18 protein-coding genes are annotated in these 17,353 nt (G+C 36.2%); 10 read left to right on the top strand and 8 right to left on the bottom strand.

Translation table 11 applies throughout. From position 1 onward, the window contains the following. The first annotated feature begins 14 nt into the window (after window positions 1-14). On the top strand, window positions 15-362 hold the full coding sequence (locus tag EDD62_RS06260) for a DUF488 domain-containing protein (RefSeq protein WP_123807960.1): 348 nt from the start codon (window positions 15-17) through the stop codon (window positions 360-362). Here the strand turns inward: EDD62_RS06260 and EDD62_RS06255 are convergent. Next, entirely contained in the window at window positions 359-1,705 is a 1,347-nt protein-coding gene (locus EDD62_RS06255; protein WP_123807959.1) for a sodium-dependent transporter, read from the bottom strand. The two genes, EDD62_RS06260 and EDD62_RS06255, sit on opposite strands and share 4 nt — an antisense overlap. Window positions 1,706-2,021: 316 nt before the next feature. Next, window positions 2,022-2,507, bottom strand: a complete 486-nt coding sequence (locus EDD62_RS06250) for a hypothetical protein (RefSeq protein WP_123807958.1) — start codon at window positions 2,505-2,507, stop codon at window positions 2,022-2,024. An 82-nt stretch (window positions 2,508-2,589) separates the two neighbouring features. On the opposite strand from EDD62_RS06250, the gene EDD62_RS06245 reads away from it, so the two are divergent. Both EDD62_RS06245 and EDD62_RS06240 read left to right on the top strand, forming a co-directional pair. Then, complete coding sequence (locus EDD62_RS06245; RefSeq protein WP_123808118.1) at window positions 2,590-3,015, top strand: SACOL1771 family peroxiredoxin; 426 nt, start codon at window positions 2,590-2,592, stop codon at window positions 3,013-3,015. After that, window positions 3,012-3,839 (top strand): SDR family NAD(P)-dependent oxidoreductase, encoded by an 828-nt coding sequence (locus EDD62_RS06240; protein WP_123807957.1) that lies wholly within the window; start codon window positions 3,012-3,014, stop codon window positions 3,837-3,839. The genes EDD62_RS06245 and EDD62_RS06240 overlap by 4 nt, the downstream gene beginning before the upstream one ends. Before the next feature lie 328 nt (window positions 3,840-4,167). Here the strand turns inward: EDD62_RS06240 and EDD62_RS06235 are convergent, their stop codons facing one another. The 4 genes from EDD62_RS06235 to EDD62_RS06220 all read right to left on the bottom strand — a co-directional run bounded on the left by EDD62_RS06235 (window position 4,168) and on the right by EDD62_RS06220 (window position 7,698). After that, the gene (locus tag EDD62_RS06235; protein ID WP_123807956.1) at window positions 4,168-6,432 is read right to left on the bottom strand and encodes an ATP-binding cassette domain-containing protein; all 2,265 of its coding nucleotides are present in this window, start codon (window positions 6,430-6,432) and stop codon (window positions 4,168-4,170) included. A 16-nt stretch (window positions 6,433-6,448) separates the two neighbouring features. After that, window positions 6,449-6,928, bottom strand: coding sequence for a glutathione peroxidase (locus EDD62_RS06230; protein WP_123807955.1), 480 nt, complete (start codon window positions 6,926-6,928; stop codon window positions 6,449-6,451). Window positions 6,929-6,993: 65 nt separating this feature from the next. After that, entirely contained in the window at window positions 6,994-7,317 is a 324-nt protein-coding gene (locus EDD62_RS06225) for a hypothetical protein (protein ID WP_077139608.1), read from the bottom strand. Window positions 7,318-7,386: 69 nt separating this feature from the next. Further along, window positions 7,387-7,698 (bottom strand): CHY zinc finger protein, encoded by a 312-nt coding sequence (locus tag EDD62_RS06220; protein ID WP_123807954.1) that lies wholly within the window; start codon window positions 7,696-7,698, stop codon window positions 7,387-7,389. Window positions 7,699-7,756: 58 nt separating this feature from the next. Here EDD62_RS06220 and EDD62_RS06215 point away from each other — a divergent pair, with 58 nt between their 5' ends. Both EDD62_RS06215 and EDD62_RS06210 read left to right on the top strand, forming a co-directional pair. Further along, on the top strand, window positions 7,757-8,083 hold the full coding sequence (locus tag EDD62_RS06215) for a DMT family transporter (protein ID WP_331463354.1): 327 nt from the start codon (window positions 7,757-7,759) through the stop codon (window positions 8,081-8,083). Further along, window positions 8,083-8,397 (top strand): DMT family transporter, encoded by a 315-nt coding sequence (locus EDD62_RS06210; protein WP_123807952.1) that lies wholly within the window; start codon window positions 8,083-8,085, stop codon window positions 8,395-8,397. The genes EDD62_RS06215 and EDD62_RS06210 overlap by 1 nt, the downstream gene beginning before the upstream one ends. A gap of 85 nt (window positions 8,398-8,482) precedes the next feature. Here EDD62_RS06210 and EDD62_RS06205 read toward each other — a convergent pair whose 3' ends face one another. Then, window positions 8,483-9,346, bottom strand: a complete 864-nt coding sequence (locus EDD62_RS06205; RefSeq protein ID WP_123807951.1) for a DegV family protein — start codon at window positions 9,344-9,346, stop codon at window positions 8,483-8,485. A 136-nt stretch (window positions 9,347-9,482) separates the two neighbouring features. On the opposite strand from EDD62_RS06205, the gene popT reads away from it, so the two are divergent. The 4 genes from popT to EDD62_RS06185 are packed head-to-tail and all read left to right on the top strand — an operon-like array spanning window position 9,483 to window position 13,770. After that, window positions 9,483-10,334 (top strand): polyprenyl-phosphate transporter PopT, encoded by an 852-nt coding sequence (gene popT, locus EDD62_RS06200; RefSeq protein ID WP_123807950.1) that lies wholly within the window; start codon window positions 9,483-9,485, stop codon window positions 10,332-10,334. A 26-nt stretch (window positions 10,335-10,360) separates the two neighbouring features. Continuing rightward, the gene (locus EDD62_RS06195; RefSeq protein ID WP_123807949.1) at window positions 10,361-12,205 is read left to right on the top strand and encodes a cation:proton antiporter; all 1,845 of its coding nucleotides are present in this window, start codon (window positions 10,361-10,363) and stop codon (window positions 12,203-12,205) included. Continuing rightward, the gene (locus EDD62_RS06190; protein WP_123807948.1) at window positions 12,198-13,208 is read left to right on the top strand and encodes a GTPase domain-containing protein; all 1,011 of its coding nucleotides are present in this window, start codon (window positions 12,198-12,200) and stop codon (window positions 13,206-13,208) included. The genes EDD62_RS06195 and EDD62_RS06190 overlap by 8 nt, the downstream gene beginning before the upstream one ends. A gap of 13 nt (window positions 13,209-13,221) precedes the next feature. Continuing rightward, the gene (locus tag EDD62_RS06185) at window positions 13,222-13,770 is read left to right on the top strand and encodes a DsbA family oxidoreductase (RefSeq protein ID WP_123807947.1); all 549 of its coding nucleotides are present in this window, start codon (window positions 13,222-13,224) and stop codon (window positions 13,768-13,770) included. A gap of 111 nt (window positions 13,771-13,881) precedes the next feature. Here the strand turns inward: EDD62_RS06185 and EDD62_RS06180 are convergent, their stop codons facing one another. Next, window positions 13,882-15,867 carry a thermonuclease family protein gene (locus tag EDD62_RS06180; RefSeq protein WP_170152787.1) on the bottom strand — a complete coding sequence of 662 codons (1,986 nt, stop codon included), beginning with the start codon at window positions 15,865-15,867 and terminating at the stop codon, window positions 13,882-13,884. A gap of 195 nt (window positions 15,868-16,062) precedes the next feature. Between EDD62_RS06180 and EDD62_RS06175 the strand changes: the two genes are divergently transcribed. Further along, window positions 16,063-17,310 (top strand): lipid II:glycine glycyltransferase FemX, encoded by a 1,248-nt coding sequence (locus tag EDD62_RS06175; protein ID WP_331463353.1) that lies wholly within the window; start codon window positions 16,063-16,065, stop codon window positions 17,308-17,310. The last annotated feature ends 43 nt before the right edge of the window (window positions 17,311-17,353 follow it).

Below are 17,353 nucleotides of genomic sequence, written 5' to 3'. Positions count from 1 at the left end.
AGTGAGCGATGTAAATGATTAGAATAAAGAGAGTATATGAAACAATAGATAGTGATCAATACAATGTCTTAGTCGACGGATTATGGCCTAGAGGGATAAAGAAGTCTGATTTGCATTATGATTTGTGGGCGAAAGATATTGCACCAAGTTCGACACTTAGGAAATGGTTTGATCATGATGAGGATAAGTTTGAAGCATTCGCTAATCAATATAAGGAAGAACTTAAAGAAAATGATAGTGAAACATTGAAAGTATTAATTGAAAAATCACGCACAGACGATATAACGTTGTTATATGCTGCGCGCGATACTCAATATAATCATGCGATTGTGTTGAAATCTTTTTTAGATGAGAGGAACTAGTTAATCAAATTATTAAGAAATACAAAGATAATGATAATCGGTAATACAAATCGAATGATAATCATCCATATTGTGTACATTGTCTTGCTAATCGATGAATCTGTGACGTTTAGTTGAGATTTGATGATGTTTTTATCCATAATGTAACCGACAAATAACGTTATAAGTAACGCACCAACTGGTAGTAATATATTAGATACTGAGTAATCCATAGTATCGAATATGGATTTACCGAAGAGCTGAACATCGCCAAGGACTCCAAATGATAAAGCAGAAGGGATGCCGATAATAAATGCGACTAATCCTATAATCATTGAAGTGGACATTCGTTTAGATGTCTGTTCCTTAATGACATTTGATACGTTAATTTCAATCATTGATAACGCAGATGTTAACGTTGCGAATAAGAACAACATTAAGAATAACAGGTAAAACAGTGTGCCGAATGGAATCTGTTCGAACACTTGTGGTAATACGATAAATAATAGTCCTGGTCCACCTTCTTCTACATCGATGCCTAAGGCGAATGTTGCAGGGAATATTGCAAGACCTGCAAGGATTGAGATAACAATGTTCATACTGACGATAGAGATGCCTGAGTTGACCAAGCTTGTTTCATCATCTAAGTAGGCAGCATATGTCATCATTCCAGTAACACCTAATGATAATGCAAAGAATGACTGTCCAAGTGCATAGATCAAACTTTCACTAGATAATGAACTGAAATTCGGTTGTAAAAAAAACTGAACACCTTCCATCGCACCATCTAATGTGAGTGAACGAATGACGATGATAATGAATGAGACAAAGAGTAAAGGCATCATAATTTTACTAGCCTTCTCTATACCTGATTCGATGCCTCGTCCAACGATTAAAGCAGTAATGAAGATGAAAGCACCTTGAGCAACAATAACCATCATACTATGACCGATTACACTGTTAAATAAATCTCCAGATGAATTGAGTGTATTCAGTCCGATAATATCTCCAATCGTGAGTACGATATAGATTAAGATCCAGCCTCCAATGACACTATAGAAAGATAATAGTAGTAACACTGCGAGTTGTCCTAGCATTCCAATGATTTTATAGTGTTTTTTTCCACCTAACAGTTCAAATGTTTTGACGGGGTATGTTTTTTTACTTCGACCAAGTACGAATTCAGCAAGAAGCAACGGTAATCCAATGAGCAATGTTAATAAGATAAAGATGAATAGAAACGCGCCGCCGCCATGATGGGCAGTCATATATGGGAATTTCCATACGGCTCCAAGTCCTATCGCACTGCCGGCAGCACTTAATATGAATCCGAGTTTTGATCCGAATTGATTTCCACTTTGCATTTTTAACACCCTCCAAGAAAATTTTATATAAAAAAGAAGAAGACTTACATTAGTTTGTGGATAAACTAATGTAAGTCTTCTTAATGAGATACTTTATTAGCTTAAACCATTAGTAATGGCTTAAGCATACACGAATAAGCCATCATACATGTGAGTGGCACTCACATGTACGATGACATATGAGCACTTTACTGTAGATAGCTCCAAAAATAGTTAAATTGTGTTGTGATGACTAATTCGTGTGTCATAAAGCATGACTCCTTTTATATATTGTTCACTATATTATAGTGTATTAGAAATTTTGTCAAATGTTTTGTTATAGAGCATTCATTTCTTTAACATAATAGTCATAAAGAGGTTTGTAATCGTCATTATCATATTGGTGATTAGCATCTAATAACATTTGCTCGATATTGATTAAAGCAACATGCCAATTTGTTATATCATGAATCAATCGATTGCTTAATGTCTCGCTCACTTGTGTTAGACTACACATCGTCGAAATGGGGCTTTGAGAATGTAGATCGAATTGCACATATCCTTTCGGCCATTCTAATTTTAGAAGTTCATCATTCGACACAGAAAGTATCGGTAACGTCAGTGATGAACTATTCGTTTCATCCAATTGGAGTGTGAAATTTGAGCCGTCTTTAACCTGATCAAAATGTATCATTTCATTCCATTGTGACGTTTGCTTTGTAATACATTCAAAAACTTTAGATGGTGATGCATCGAATGTCTTTTTGAACACTACATAGTATTTTTTGTCCATTTCGAAAATCTCAGGATATTCATAAGTCATGATATAATACTCCTTGAATAGATAAGATATTCATAGTTTAACATAACTTACATATGTATATATAAATTGAATGAGGAGTGTTATTATGATACACCGTTTTGAATTGAAAGGGAGATGGACAGGCGGTCGAAATAGCCAAGGTACGATCAAGATGGATGCGTTGGACAGTGACGTATCCATTCCTGAATCAATGGATGGACCAGGTGTCGGAACGAATCCTGATGAAATGCTATTAGGTGCTGCGTCAACGTGTTATTTAATTACACTCGCAGCAATATTAGAGTCAAGTCGGGTTCAGTTCGATTCAATTGAATTAAATTCAGTCGCGCATGTTGAAACAGATAAAGGGATTCCAACGTTTAAAGAGATTATACACGACCCGACAATTATTGGCTTACATTCATATGAACAAACCGATGCAAAAATTCAACGTATATTTGCGAAGGCAGAATCATCGTGTATGATTAGTCGAGCAATAGAAGGGAATGTGAAGGTGACTGTGAAATGACGAAAGTAATTTGGATTACAGGTGCCACAAGTGGATTTGGATTAGCCGTGACGTTAAAGCTTTTAAGAGAGACCGAACACGTGATATGTGTCAGTGCAAGGTCTAAGGATAAATCACAGTGGTTGAGTGAACAAGGGGCACATAGTTACCGGTGTGATATGTCAAATTATGAACAGATTCAACAAACTGTGAAGGGCATAACGTCAGATCATGGACGAATCGATGTCGTATGTTGTAACGCAGGCTATGGAGTATACGGACCAATCGAAGCGGTGCCACATGATGCAATGGTGAAACAATTTGAAGTGAATGTGTTCGGCGTGGTGGACTGTATTCGCGAAGTATTACCACAAATGAGAGCGCGTCGAAGCGGACGAATTGTGTTAACAAGCTCTAGTGCTGCTTATGTATCCAGTGCGGGAATGGGTTATTATGCATCGACGAAACATAGTATTAAAGCGATTGGTACAGCATTAAGACAAGAAGTTAAACCGTTCAATATAGAGGTCTCAATGATTGAGCCAGGTGTCGTTAAGACCGCATTTAAAGATCGTGCAATGGAGAATCAATATGTAGACTCAAGTCCTAAAGATTATCAACAGAAGATGCAACAAGTGAAACGATTCATGTTGAATTCGATGGAGAAAGCACCAACTGTTGAACGAACGAGAAACCAGATGATTCACGCTATTTTAGATGACAAACCAAGAGCTATTTACAAGTCTACAGCATCTTCTCATATCTTATGTAATTTATCGAAATGGGCACCACCTAAGATATATGACACAATCATAAATAAAGGTGTGGAGATTTTAAGTAAATAAAATTACTTGCATATATTTTAAAAGTTGGCAGATTTGATAGGATGAGTAGAAACTGCCAACTAAAACCAATTCTAAGTTGGCAGATTTGATAGGATGAGCAGAAACTGCCAACTAAAACCAATTCTAAGTTGGCAGATTTGATGGGATGAGCAGAAACTGCCAACTAAAACCAATTCTAAGTTGGCAGATTTGATAGGATGAGTAGAAACTGCCAACTAAAACCAATTCTAAGTTGGCAGATTTGATAGAAGAAGTTGAAACTGGCAACTTAACTTAATGCAACCAAAATGCCCGAAGTATGGAATCCATACTTCGGGCATTTTTTTGATTATGATTGAGAAATATACCTTCTCAAATGTTTCATTGTGACGGATTCTTTATCGTCAATGACATCTTGCAGTAGTCCTTCAACCATAATTTGACCGCCGCGTTGTCCTGCTGCGGGTCCGATATCAATCAGCCAGTCTGCTTCAGTCATAATGGATAGGTTATGTTCAATGACAATGATACCGTGTCCTTCTTCAATCATCATTTTAAAGCAATCCATTAAGACTGGAATATCTTGTTCATGAAGCCCAGTTGTTGGTTCATCAAAGATGAATGTAGAAGGTGTCGTTGCTTTCAATAAATGTTGTGATAATTTTAATCGTTGTAACTCACCACCGGATAAAGTATCCAACGTTTGTCCAAGTGTCATATATCCTAATCCTGTAACATTGAGTTGCTGTAATGTGTGGATAATTTTGTCATATCCTTCGAAAAAATCAATTGCTTTCGATGCGGTCATATGCAAAATATTAGAAATATTGTATCCATCGACATAAGTAGATAAAGTCTTTTCGTTATATCGTAATCCATTACATTCTTCACACCGATGCTCACTATTTCCCATAAAGGCAAGTTCAGTCTTAATGACCCCTTTACCATTACATTTAGGGCAGGCACCTTTGGAATTATAACTGAAGTAACCTTTAGACAAGTCTGTTCGATTGCTAAAGAATGTCCGAACTTCATCGAAAATATCTAAATAGGTCAATAGATTTGAACGACTTGATTGAGTCACTGCTTTTTGGTTAATGACAATTGATTGCTCTAAATGCTTAGGTAGCACATCGACAATAAGTGTTGATTTCCCAGATCCTGCAACACCAGTGACTACTGTGAAGACATCTGTTGGTATATTGATATGCTCTATCTTCAAATTATGCTTGGTCACATTCGTAAGTGTCGTATGCTGCTTCGATGTTCTTGGTGAATCATTAAGTTTGTGCTTTTTTGTTAAGGCGTATGCTGTATCATTTCGAGCATTAAGTAATGACTCATAAGCCCCACTATACATAATTTCTCCGCCTTCACTTCCAGCATATGGACCAAGGTCGATGACGTAATCAGCGATGCGAATGACATCCGGATCATGTTCAACGATTAAAACGGTATTTCCTTTATCTTTTAACGATTGGATAATCGCATTAATTTTGATAATGTCTTGTGGGTGAAGCCCAACACTTGGTTCATCTATGATATACACGATATCACTCAGTGCACTGTTCAAATGTTTTACAAGCTTTAATCGTTGTGACTCACCACCTGATAGTGTATTTGTTTCACGTGAAAGCGACAAATAACCAAGACCAATTTCCTCTAATCGAATTAATTGATCATACAGTCGATCGATGACGTGTTGTGCTTCTTTGTGATGTAATGTTTTAACGCATTGAATCGCATCATAAATCGATAATTCACAAAAGTCCATAATGTTCATACCGTTAATCGTTGCACGCAATACCTCATGGTTCAAACGTTGGCCTTGACATTCTGGACATTTCTTTTGAGTGACTACACGATCAATGTCTTTCTTAAATCGTTTGTTTTCGAAGTTTTCATTGAGTAAGAAATTTCGTCTAAAGCGAACAACTAATCCTTCGAACTTTGCAGTCTTTGGCCATTTTTCCGGTGCATCTTTCAACGTTCGTTGAGGAGAATATAGGAAATTATTGAGTTCATCTTCTGAATAGTCTTTAATCGGTTTATCATTATCGAATAGACCTGAATACAAGTAACGTTTACCTCTCCAACTATCAGGCTTAAAGGATGGGAAGTTGATTGCATCTTCATTTAATGAACGGTCCCAATGAATGAGTTCATCGATATCTATATCATCGATAAACCCTAATCCATCGCATGTTGTACACATGCCTTCTTTATTATTGAAGCTATAGACATTTGAATATCCGACAAACGGTTCTGCCATTCTAGAGTAGAACAATCTGACAGTCGAATAGATGTCTGATATTGTGCCGACTGTAGACCGTGAATTCCCTCCGAGACGCTTTTGATCGATAATAATAGAGACAGGTAAGTTTCGAATTTCATCAACATCAGGTTTATTGTACTGGGGAAGCTGATATTGGATATGGCTAGAGTATGTCTCGTTGAGCAATCTATTCGATTCGTAGGCGATTGTGTTAAATAGCAGTGATGATTTACCAGAGCCACTTCTTCCAGTAAAGACGGTAATTTGGTGCTTTGGTATATTGACACTGACATTTTTTAAGTTGTTGACACGGCTATTTATGACTTCAATTTGATTCATAGTATAACTCCTAACATTACAGTAAAGATTCAATCGTCTCCTTCATTGATTTCGGGTCGTCCTTCGGTGAGAATCGCTTGACGACTTGACCATCTCGAGAGATGACGAATTTCGTGAAATTCCATTTAATCGCACTGCCGAATAGTCCTTTTTGTTCTGACTTTAAGTGTTCAAAGAGTGGGTGAGTGTTGTCGCCGTTGACGTAAATTTTTTCGTGCATAGGAAATGTTACACCATAGTTCAATTGACAAAGAGATTCAGCTTCTTCAGCATTCCCTGGCTCTTGATTTGCAAATTGATTACATGGGAATCCTAAAATGACGAGCCCTTGATCTTTATAACTATCATAAAGGTGTTGTAATCCTTCAAACTGAGGTGTTAATCCACATTTACTTGCTGTATTAACGATGATCATTACTTTGTCCTTATACTTTGAAAGTTCGTATGTCTCACCTTGTACTGTCGCCACTTTAATATCATATATTGACTGTTTCATTTTAATTCACCTTTCTTTTCTTTGAATGAAAAACAGAAGGGGTTCAATGCCTTCTGTTTTTCACTTTATTTAGCTGTATGTGTCCATTCTTTCGGGTTTTTTCGTGTGCGTTTTAAGTTGGCATATATATTGTCCCCGGCATAACTTTGATTCGTATATACAGTGATCGTAAATGCTTGAATCGTATCGCTCAATGGCTCGTTTAAGTAGAAATCTTTTAAATGAACGAGCAATGACGTCATCTCATCTTTTTTTAAACTTGGGTATTCACGTAGTACATCTTTAATTAAGTTGTCTTTCTTGTTGATGACCGCTTGAACGATAATGACAAATGTTTCGTCATCTGATAATAACTCGTCAAATGCATTAATCTGACCGATATCAGCCATGTAGAACACCTCATTTCATAAGTGATAATTCTCCAATTCCATTATACTAAAATGAAAACAGTATGCATATCAATTCATATTGAAGTATAAATGGAAGTGGTCATGACAACCAGGATTGAACTGATGATGACAGTGCGGACAATGGTTAACTTGAACGTATTCATTAATTGCAATCGTCTGTTTACATGCACCACACACAACGGCATGTTCTTCGCTTGAAATATTATATTTATTTCTCGGGAAATGTCCGTGTATTGCTTCATAGCATTGAAAACACGGATAGTAGTGTGGATCGTTAGGAAAACGATAGCTGACGATATCAACGTCACTGTTGTAATGAATACAACGTCCTTTGTGATCAGTTAAAGAACCTCTAATCATGTTGATAAGTCTCCTTTTTGGTATGATATACACAATATAATATCAGAGGATGAATCGGATGAAGTATTATTTATATTTGATCGGGACATGTTTAAGCGAAATTGTATGGGTTGTAGGGTTTAACATTGCGAATGGATGGCTAGACTGGTTTTATGTCATTTTATTTGTCACGTTTGACTTTTATTTATTATCGAAAGCGTGTGAAGGATTACCGACAAGCACGGTATATGCCACGTTTGCAGGCATTGGAACCGTTGGGACAGTGCTGATTGATATGTATTGGTTTGATAATACACTGTCATTAATCCATTTAGTTTGTATAGCACTCATTGCCATCGGAGTCATTGGCTTGCATCTATCAGATCATTACAAAGGAGTATCATAATGGGTTGGATTTATGTCATGTTAGCTGCATGTTTCGAAGTCCTCGGAGTCATAGGCTTAAGTCTTTATAGTTCTAAACATACGATACGTCATTTTATATTGTTTGTCGGTGGATTTTTTATGAGTTTTTTATTTTTATATTTTAGCTTTCAATATTTACAACTGAGCATTGCATACGCTGTGTGGGTTGGTTTAGGTACATTTTTTGGAGTGCTCGCAAGTATCGTATTATTTAATGAGTCGAAACATCCGTTAAGGCTAATCAGTTTATTGCTCATTATTTTAGGTGTTGTCGGTCTCAAGTATTACGGATAGTGTCAGATTGCGATTAATGTACCATTACAATATGCAGTTTCAAAAAGCAAAAAAAAGGATGTGACGCAGTCACATCCCTTTGATATTATAAGAACGATTTGAAATCTTGAACCCAACCAATACTAATTGTGCCTAGGCCTGTGTGTACTCCAGCAACAGGAGCTAAATATTGATTAACAATTCGAATTGAGCTGAATTGTGATTGAATTCGTTCTTCCCATTCTTTCACAGCATCCAAATTACCACAATGCATAATGCAGATTTCTTTAACGTGCTCATGATTAATTAATTCACCCATTTTATTCATCATCATAGTTTTTAACTTTTTCTTAGAACGTGCTTTTTCTTTCAGAACGATCGCACCATCATCAAAGCCAATCGCAAGTTGTAAGTTCAAGATGCTTGCAAGTAAGCTCTTCGCTCCAGTTAAGCGGCCACTCTTCTTCACTTGGTCTAATGATGCTGGTAACAGATACATCTCTAACGTATGTGCCATCTTTTGAATGACTTCAACAATGCGTTCAATTTCATGTCCTTGTTCAGCCATTTCAATGCCTGCTTCAATCATTTTAGAGAGTGGATATGATCCGACTTTAGAATCAATCACGTATGTTTTGAATCCTGTTTGATCACTTGCTGCTAGAGATGATTGATACGTTCCAGTCAATTTACTTGAAGCGTGAATTGCTATCGCAACTTCATAGTCGCTATTATCGCGAATGTCTTCATATATTTCAACGAATTCACCAATTGGTGGCTGGCTCGTTGTTGCATTCTGGTTATTATGGTCAAATAACTTATAGAACTCCTCGTAACTCAACTCATCCATTTCTTTATATTCTTTGTCATCTAGAATTAACTTCAATGGCGCGACTTTAATGTCATGTACTTTAATATAGTCTTCTGTTAATGCACATGTTGAGTCTGTAATCCATGCAATGTTTGTCATTCTTGCCGCACTCCTTCTATATTAGATGCTATATATTAGCTAAATTAATAGTACTAAATTAGTATAAAAATAACAAATATTAATGTATCATAAAGTTATATGACTAAAATGATATGATAAAAGGATTTGTGAACTTATGAAACAGATACAGTGGATTAATATATTACGTGGATATGCTATGGGGATTAGTGACCTAATTCCAGGTGTCAGTGGAGGAACGATTGCATTATTGCTTGGTATTTATGATGACTTTATTCAAGCGATTAGCGGTTTGTTTTCAAAACACTTCAAAAAGAATTTTCTATTTCTATTGCCTCTCGGTATTGGAATTATATTGGCGATTGGTACGTTAAGTAAATTGATTAGTTATTTACTCGAATACCATGTCATACCGACGCAATTTTTCTTTTTAGGTTTAATTGCAGGGATTATTCCGTTCTTGTTGCGACTATCTAAACCTAAAGAAAACTTTAAACTGATACATTATATTGTCATTATTATAGGCGTCTTGTTATTGTTATGGATGAGTTTAAATCAAATGGAAAAAACGGATGTGAGCTCAGTTGAACTGACAACACCGATGTTAATCCAATTATATATTGCAGGAATTTTAGCATCGAGTGCGATGTTATTACCTGGTATTAGCGGGTCATTCGTCTTATTGTTGCTAGGGTTTTATGGCATCGTGATTTATTCGGTTAGTGAAGTTGTATCATTTAACTTTGCCTTATTACCCGTAATTATTGCTGTAGGACTTGGAGTCATGACTGGATTTATCGTATCCAGTAAATTAATTAATTATATGTTAACGCATTTCACATATTTAACATATTCGTTAATTATTGGCCTTGTCATTGGCTCTTTGTTCAACGTATTTCCTGGGTTACCTAGCTCAATCATTGTATGGATTATCACTGTGTTCACATTTACTATTGGCTTTTTAGTCAGCTATACACTTGGTAATAAGACGCTAGATGAAATGACATAAAAGCTAAAAGATAAAGGAGTTAAACTATGAAAGAAACGATATTGCTTGGCGCTGCTGTTATTATAGGGCTTGGGATATTCTCGCAATGGCTTGCGTGGAGAATTTCCTGGCCTACAATTGTCATTATGTCTTTAGTGGGATTACTTATAGGACCGGGATTAAATATTGTATCACCGCAAGAAGCACTTGGAGAGTTCTATAAACCGATTATTGCAATGGCGGTAGCACTCGTACTATTCGAAGGTAGTAACAGTTTGAATATCAAAGAAATTAATGGTGTGACGAAGTCAGTTTGGCGAATTATTACGGTTGGTGCATTTATTGCCTGGATTTTAGGAAGTCTAGCTGCACATTATATTGCGGGACTAAGTTTAGGGGTATCTTTTGTCATTGGTGGAATCTTTATCGTGACAGGACCAACCGTCATTATCCCGTTATTACGACAAGCGAAATTGAAGCCTAGAACGGCGGCAATTTTGAAATGGGAAGGGATCATCGTCGATCCGATTGGTCCTCTTGTTGCATTATTTGCATTCGAAATTGTTGTCGTGATGCAAGATCATAACGGAAATTTAACCGATTTAGCAATGTTCTTTGTTGGAGCAATCGTAGCAGCGATTATCGGTGTAATCGTTGGTATATTTTTAAGTTATGTTGTGAAGAAACAATACATTCCAGAATATATGACGACACCTGTCATTTTTGCAATGGTATTACTTTCATTTGCACTCAGCGAACAAGTCATGCATGAAACAGGAATGCTATGTGTTACTGTACTTGGCGTCATCCTCGCGAAGTCAAAACATTTCATCTCGACGATGAGAGATGTTGACCATTTCGCCGAAAATATGTCGATGATTTTAACGTCAACAGTCTTTATCCTGATCACTGCATCGTTAAAACGTGAAACGATAATGGAAGTCTTTTCAATTGAGATTATATTATTTGTCCTTGCAATGTTGTTCATCGTCAGACCGTTGTCCATTGTTATTGCGACGATTAATACAGAACTTTCATTCAAGGAACGCGCATTACTTGGGTGGATTGCACCAAGAGGTATTGTCGCACTCACGGTATCGAGTTATTTTGCTTCAATCATGAAGACTAGAGGATTTGAAGATGCCGAACTGATTCCAGCTATTACGTTTGCACTCGTCTTTATTACAGTGTGTGCACACGGCTTTACATTATCACCACTCGCAAAAATGCTTGGGCTTGCTCACGAGAAATCTGAAGGATTGCTGATTATTGGTGCGAATAAGTTTACGTATCAATTCGCATCATTCTGTAAACAACAAAACATCCCAGTAATGGTTGTGGACAATAATGCTAAACGATTGTCAATATTTGAAGAGAATGGAATAGAAGTCCATCATGGTCAAATTTTAACTGAAGAAAAAAGGTTAGAGATGGATTTAACAGAATATAGTAAAGTGTTATGTATGACTGACTCATTCGTTTTCAATCTATTGTCTTATGAAACGTTGTCTAAACAATTTGGAACGAACAATACATTTTTACTACCTGTCTACTTAGATGAGACATATAAAGATGAAACGATTCCTGAATTTATGAAATCTCATTTGTTATTTAAAGAGAGTGCGGTATTTGAAGATTTAATCTATAAAATTAAGCACGGTCATGAAATTGTAGGGGAAGTTTCATCAGGGTCAAGGAAACTATCAGTTCATGATGATTTAGATGGTACACTATTATTTATTATCCATAAAGAAAGTAAAGAAATCTCAATGATGACAACAAATAGAACGATTAAAACGGAAAAAGGTGACATGCTCGTCTTTTTAAAGTCAAACGAAAACACACAATCACAAATGATAGATATTGAGGGTGAGGGGTCGCTCAATGGATAAATTGATAAATGAATTCAATGATTACGTAATCAATAAAGTTAAATTGAAATATGGTGTGTTAGGTCAAGCGGATGCAGGCAAAAGTTCATTGATTAACTTGCTAACGAATAATAAGGATGCGTATGTATCATCACAAACCGATGCGACGATGCAAATTGATGCATACGATTATGAAAATAGAGCGGAATTAATTGACTTCCCGGGTGTTGGTACGACGCATCATAACTTGAAGAAGTACAAACGGTATATCGATACGCTTAAGCTTGATCGAGTGTTGTATATTTTCTCAAGTAAAATTAAAAATGTTGATATGAAAGTGATTGAATATTTAGCAAAAAAAGATGTGAGAATCATCTTCGTATTTAACAAGGTTGATAGCTTAACTGATGTATCAGGGCAACAATCAAGAGCTCAAATGGAGCGAGAAAAAGATTTAGAACTTGAACAACAGTTCAAAAAATATATCCAACCACCAATGTCTTATATTTACACGAGTGTTTTAACAAATGAAGGTATCGATCAGTTGAAGGAAACGCTCCGTGAAGATATTGCTGAAAAAGAAGAGAAAGTTCGCCAACTCATGAATGATGATGAAATGATCAATCAATTTATCACATACAAGACGAACACGCTGATTCCTAAAATATTTGCACCAAGTTTTAAAGATATTATTATGAGTCGTAAGTATGAGAATATTGAACAGTCGATTTTAAAACATTATCATTTAAAGCAAAATGATAATAAAATCACCTCGATTGATGAACGGATTAACACTTTCAAACAAAAAGCAGAACAAACTAAGTCAATGTTTAACTTAAATCAATTGTTGAAATTCATCACCCCGATACTGAAACTGAAAAAATTAAAACCGATATTTTTTATGGCGACGATTTTGACCGAAGCAGGCGTTAAAGATGTCGTTACGATTATTCGCAGTATCCTCGCTTACGTTGGAGATGCTGAACACCTAACAAAAAAAGAAATCTCAAATCATACGAATTAAAAGGAGTTAAACAATGGATATCATATATTATTTAGATTTTAAATGCCCGTTTTGTTATATGGGATTAAGTCAATTAGAAGAAGCGGTTGAATCATTCGATGAGGAAGTTAATTTATCATTTCATTCTTTCGTCCTTGCAGATCCGACGTCTAAAAAATTAATGGGTGATGTTCATAAGTACAAAGAATCTTTTAATGTACGAATTAAGCCTAAGAAACCCGTCAAGTTCAATACGTTTTTAGCACATCAAACTTTACATGCTATCAATGAAGCGGACCAATTAAACTTTATTAAAGATGCATATGAACTCGTCTTCGAAGAACAACAAAAGCTCGATGAGAAGACGTTAAAACCGTTATGGGAGAAGTATAATGTGACATCTGATGAAGTGATGACGGATGAAATGAAAGATAAGGTACTTACAATTCATCAAGAAGCGGTTAAAGATGAAGTCGAACAAATTCCAGTCGTTGTCATTGATGACCAATATGCTGTAGTAGGTGCCCAACGTAAAGAAGGATATTTGAAAGCAATGGAACAAGCAAAAGCAGGAGAAGCATAAAAATATCGCCGGTACTTGCGCGCAAAATGAATCTGCGCGCAAGTACCGGCGAAAATATGTGGAAAAACGGTCATACGTGCGCGCAAATTTGTTTTGCGCGCACGTCTTCTATTATGCTGCATGTGGGTTTTTAACTTTACTTGGGTGTGTATCAAACTTTGGATGTGATTTTTTCTGTTTATTCTTTCCTTTAGCCTTCCCTTTATTTGGTTTTTCTTTAGAAGGAGATTCTACAGTAGGTTCCTCAGTCGTTGGCTCTTCTACATGTTGTTGTGCATCATCTAACAATACTTTGTAGTTAGAGTAACTATAAGATAACGGCCCAGTGATTTTAGCGTAAGTCTGACCGACTTCTAAGTCGTTTTGTGATTGACCTTTAATTAACACTGTATGACCTGCTTCATCCTTTACTAAAAACTCATTATATTCATTGACGCTTTGAACTGTAACATTTGTTAATGCAACGTATTGTCCTTCATGCGTTTCGTTTGCTTCACTTAAATCAATCTCTTTAGCAATCACTTCATTCATTGCACCTGATTGAGTAATATCTTCTGTTACGATTTGACTTAAACCGAAGTAAGAAGATGTTTTACCTTGAGCAGTAATCTGTTCTCCAATATTAAATGACGTGTTCTCACTGCGCACGACAATACCACCAGTACCATCTTCAATGTATGCATTTTTACCATCGATGTATGTGACGATACCTTCAACGATGACCGGTGTATTTTGAGCTGCTGTTCGCGCTTTGTCAATCGTCACTTGTTTGTATTGTTCTGGTTCAGTCGGCTCAGTCGGTGCATCTTGACCTTCTGCCAGTGTGTAACCATTCGCTTTTGCTTGTTCTTCAGTGAAGAAAATACGGTGTTCTACCGATATGTCTTGATAATTTTCTGGTAAATAATATTCCTTAGTGTCAGAATTTCCAACATAACGTTGTAATCCTTTACCTTGAGAGCGCGCTCTAAATACAAATGGCAATTCCATTAATGTATGTTCTGTCTGCCAAATACCTAATTGTTGATCTTTAGCATATTTAACAGCATCTTGGAACTGATGATATACATTCATATCGCCTACTGGATATATGAAGTACGATACCGCATAACCTTGTTTCACCATTTCTAAATTAATGTTTGTATTACCATCATATACTTGACCTAAAATACGTCCATAATCATCTGTAGGTTTATCAACGTTAACTTTAATCGTTACCGTATCACCGACGCTAATCATTTCGCTTAATGCTTTCGTTGCAAGATCACCGTGATATTTTTGAGAGTGATCATGGTTTGAGTCAATGAGCTCTGCATCATAGGCACCTAAATGATATGTTTCAGGTGTATCCATATTTGTCATACGAATCGTATTACTGCCTAAAATTGCGGGCTCGATTTTAATCGTATCACCATCTGTTACTTTTGATACAGTCACTGTATATTCAGATTGTGGTTGTTCAGGTTCAGGAGCAGTGACATCTGATTGGAATGACCCGATATGATCAAATGTGTCTTTCGGTAATGCTGTAAAATATGCACTTGGATCGTAGTTGTCTTCAGGATTTTTATCCGGTGTCAAATGACTACGGATTAACGTCGTATCTTGTGTACGAACATCTTGGCCGAAAGCACTTCCTGGATCAAAACCAAGTTGTCCAATTGAATCGACAACGGTACCTTCATAAGTATCTTTGTTTAAGTTTTTAAATAGGACAAGTGTATCATCACCATTGAAGTTAAATGCCGTTGAACCACCTGTCAAATCTGCATGTTGAAGAATTGCATCAGATGCACTTTGATGAGCAATGACATACACATCATTTGGTTCAAGTGTTCCTTCTAATTGAACTGAACCTTTAGTCCCTTGTTCGAGATTTGCACCGTTAACAAACGAAACAAGTGTATAGCTGCTTAAGTCGATCGGTGTTGATGTTGGGTTGTATAATTCAATTGCTTTGTTATAACTAGACCCTTCAATGTATTCGCTAATGATCAAGTCTTGACTCACATCATTTGCACTAGACGTGATAGGGAATACCGTTGTGAGCATGATTAAGCACAGGGCCAGGTTACGAATAATATGTAAAATATTCAATGGAATACCTCCTATAGTATAGATTAAATAACAATACATGAACGACTTGCATTGCACGAATAAATATACCAAACCAATATTAAATGAATGTAAAAGTTATATGACAATTCTATCAATTTGAGATGTTTTGCACCGATGGGTGTATTAATTTATAATAGTAAATGAGCTGATGAGTGATGAAAGGAATGGATATTGATGATTAAAGGCGTAAGCTTAACAAATCAAGAGCACGATGAATTTGTAATCAATCATGAGAATGGTGATTTATTGCAGTTGTCTGATTGGGCAAAAACGAAAGAATTAACAGGATGGTATGCGAAACGAATTGCTGTTGCAGATGATGGACAAGTGCTCGGTGTCGGCCAAATATTATTTAAAAAAATTAAAAGAACTAAATATACTTTAGCTTATATTTCACGCGGCTTTGTTGCGAATTATCACCAAACATACGTCATTAAAGCGTTATTAGATGAAGCAATTAAAGTGAGTAAAGCAGAGCATGCATATTGCATCAAAATTGACCCGGATATTGAGTTGAAAGAGCATCCTAATTTGATCAATGCTTTAGAAAGTATTGGATTTAAACATAAAGGTTTGTTTAACGGATTGGATGCACGTTATATTCAACCGAGAATGACGATGGTCACTGATATATCCCCTTCGATGGATGAAGTGATTCAATCATTTGAGTCAGGCAATCGAAGTAATGTTCGCCGTAGTTTAAAGAAGGGGACAATTGCGTATAAAGGAACACGTGAAGATTTGCCGAAGTTTTATGAGCTGATGAAAGAAACAGGAGAACGCAATGTGTTCTTAACTCGAAGTTTATCTTACTTTGAGACGATTTATGACTGCATGAATCCAGGCGGACATATGGAAGTATTCTTTGTAAAATTAGACCCTGATCATTCTTTACAAGAGATTGAGAAGGAAATTAATGCATTGAACGAAGAGAAAGAAGCTTTAAAAGAAAAGAGTAATAAAAAATCTAAAGGAAAACTGAAAGAGATAGATAATCGTCTGCCGAAATTATCGAAGCAACAACAAGATATGCTAGAACTAAAACAAGAGCATCCAAACGGCGTTCATTTATCCGGCGCGATGCTCGGATTAAACGGCCATAAAGCTTATTATTTATACAGTGGTTCATCTAATAGTTATCGTGAATACTTACCAAACCACTTGATGCAAGTAACTTTAATGGAGTATGCTAAATCGCAAGGTGCGACACAATATGATTTCGGTGGTGTCAGTATTGATTTAGATGAAGATGATCCACAACATGGCTTGTATCAGTTTAAGAAAGTATGGGGCACAGAACTAAGTGAGAAAGTCGGAGAGTTTGACTACGTCTTAAAGCCGATTCAATATGCTTTGTTCGATAAAGGCATAGAAGTGTATCGTAACACGAAGAAAAAATTAAATAAGAGAAAAAATAAATAAAAGAAAAAGGTCTAACCTCACAGTGTTCATGATGTAGGTTAGA

The sequence above is a fragment of the Abyssicoccus albus genome (assembly GCF_003815035.1).
GTDB classification, from domain to species: domain Bacteria; phylum Bacillota; class Bacilli; order Staphylococcales; family Abyssicoccaceae; genus Abyssicoccus; species Abyssicoccus albus.
Note: the sequence above shows the minus strand (reverse complement) of the source record. Positions and strands in the feature narration are given on the sequence as shown.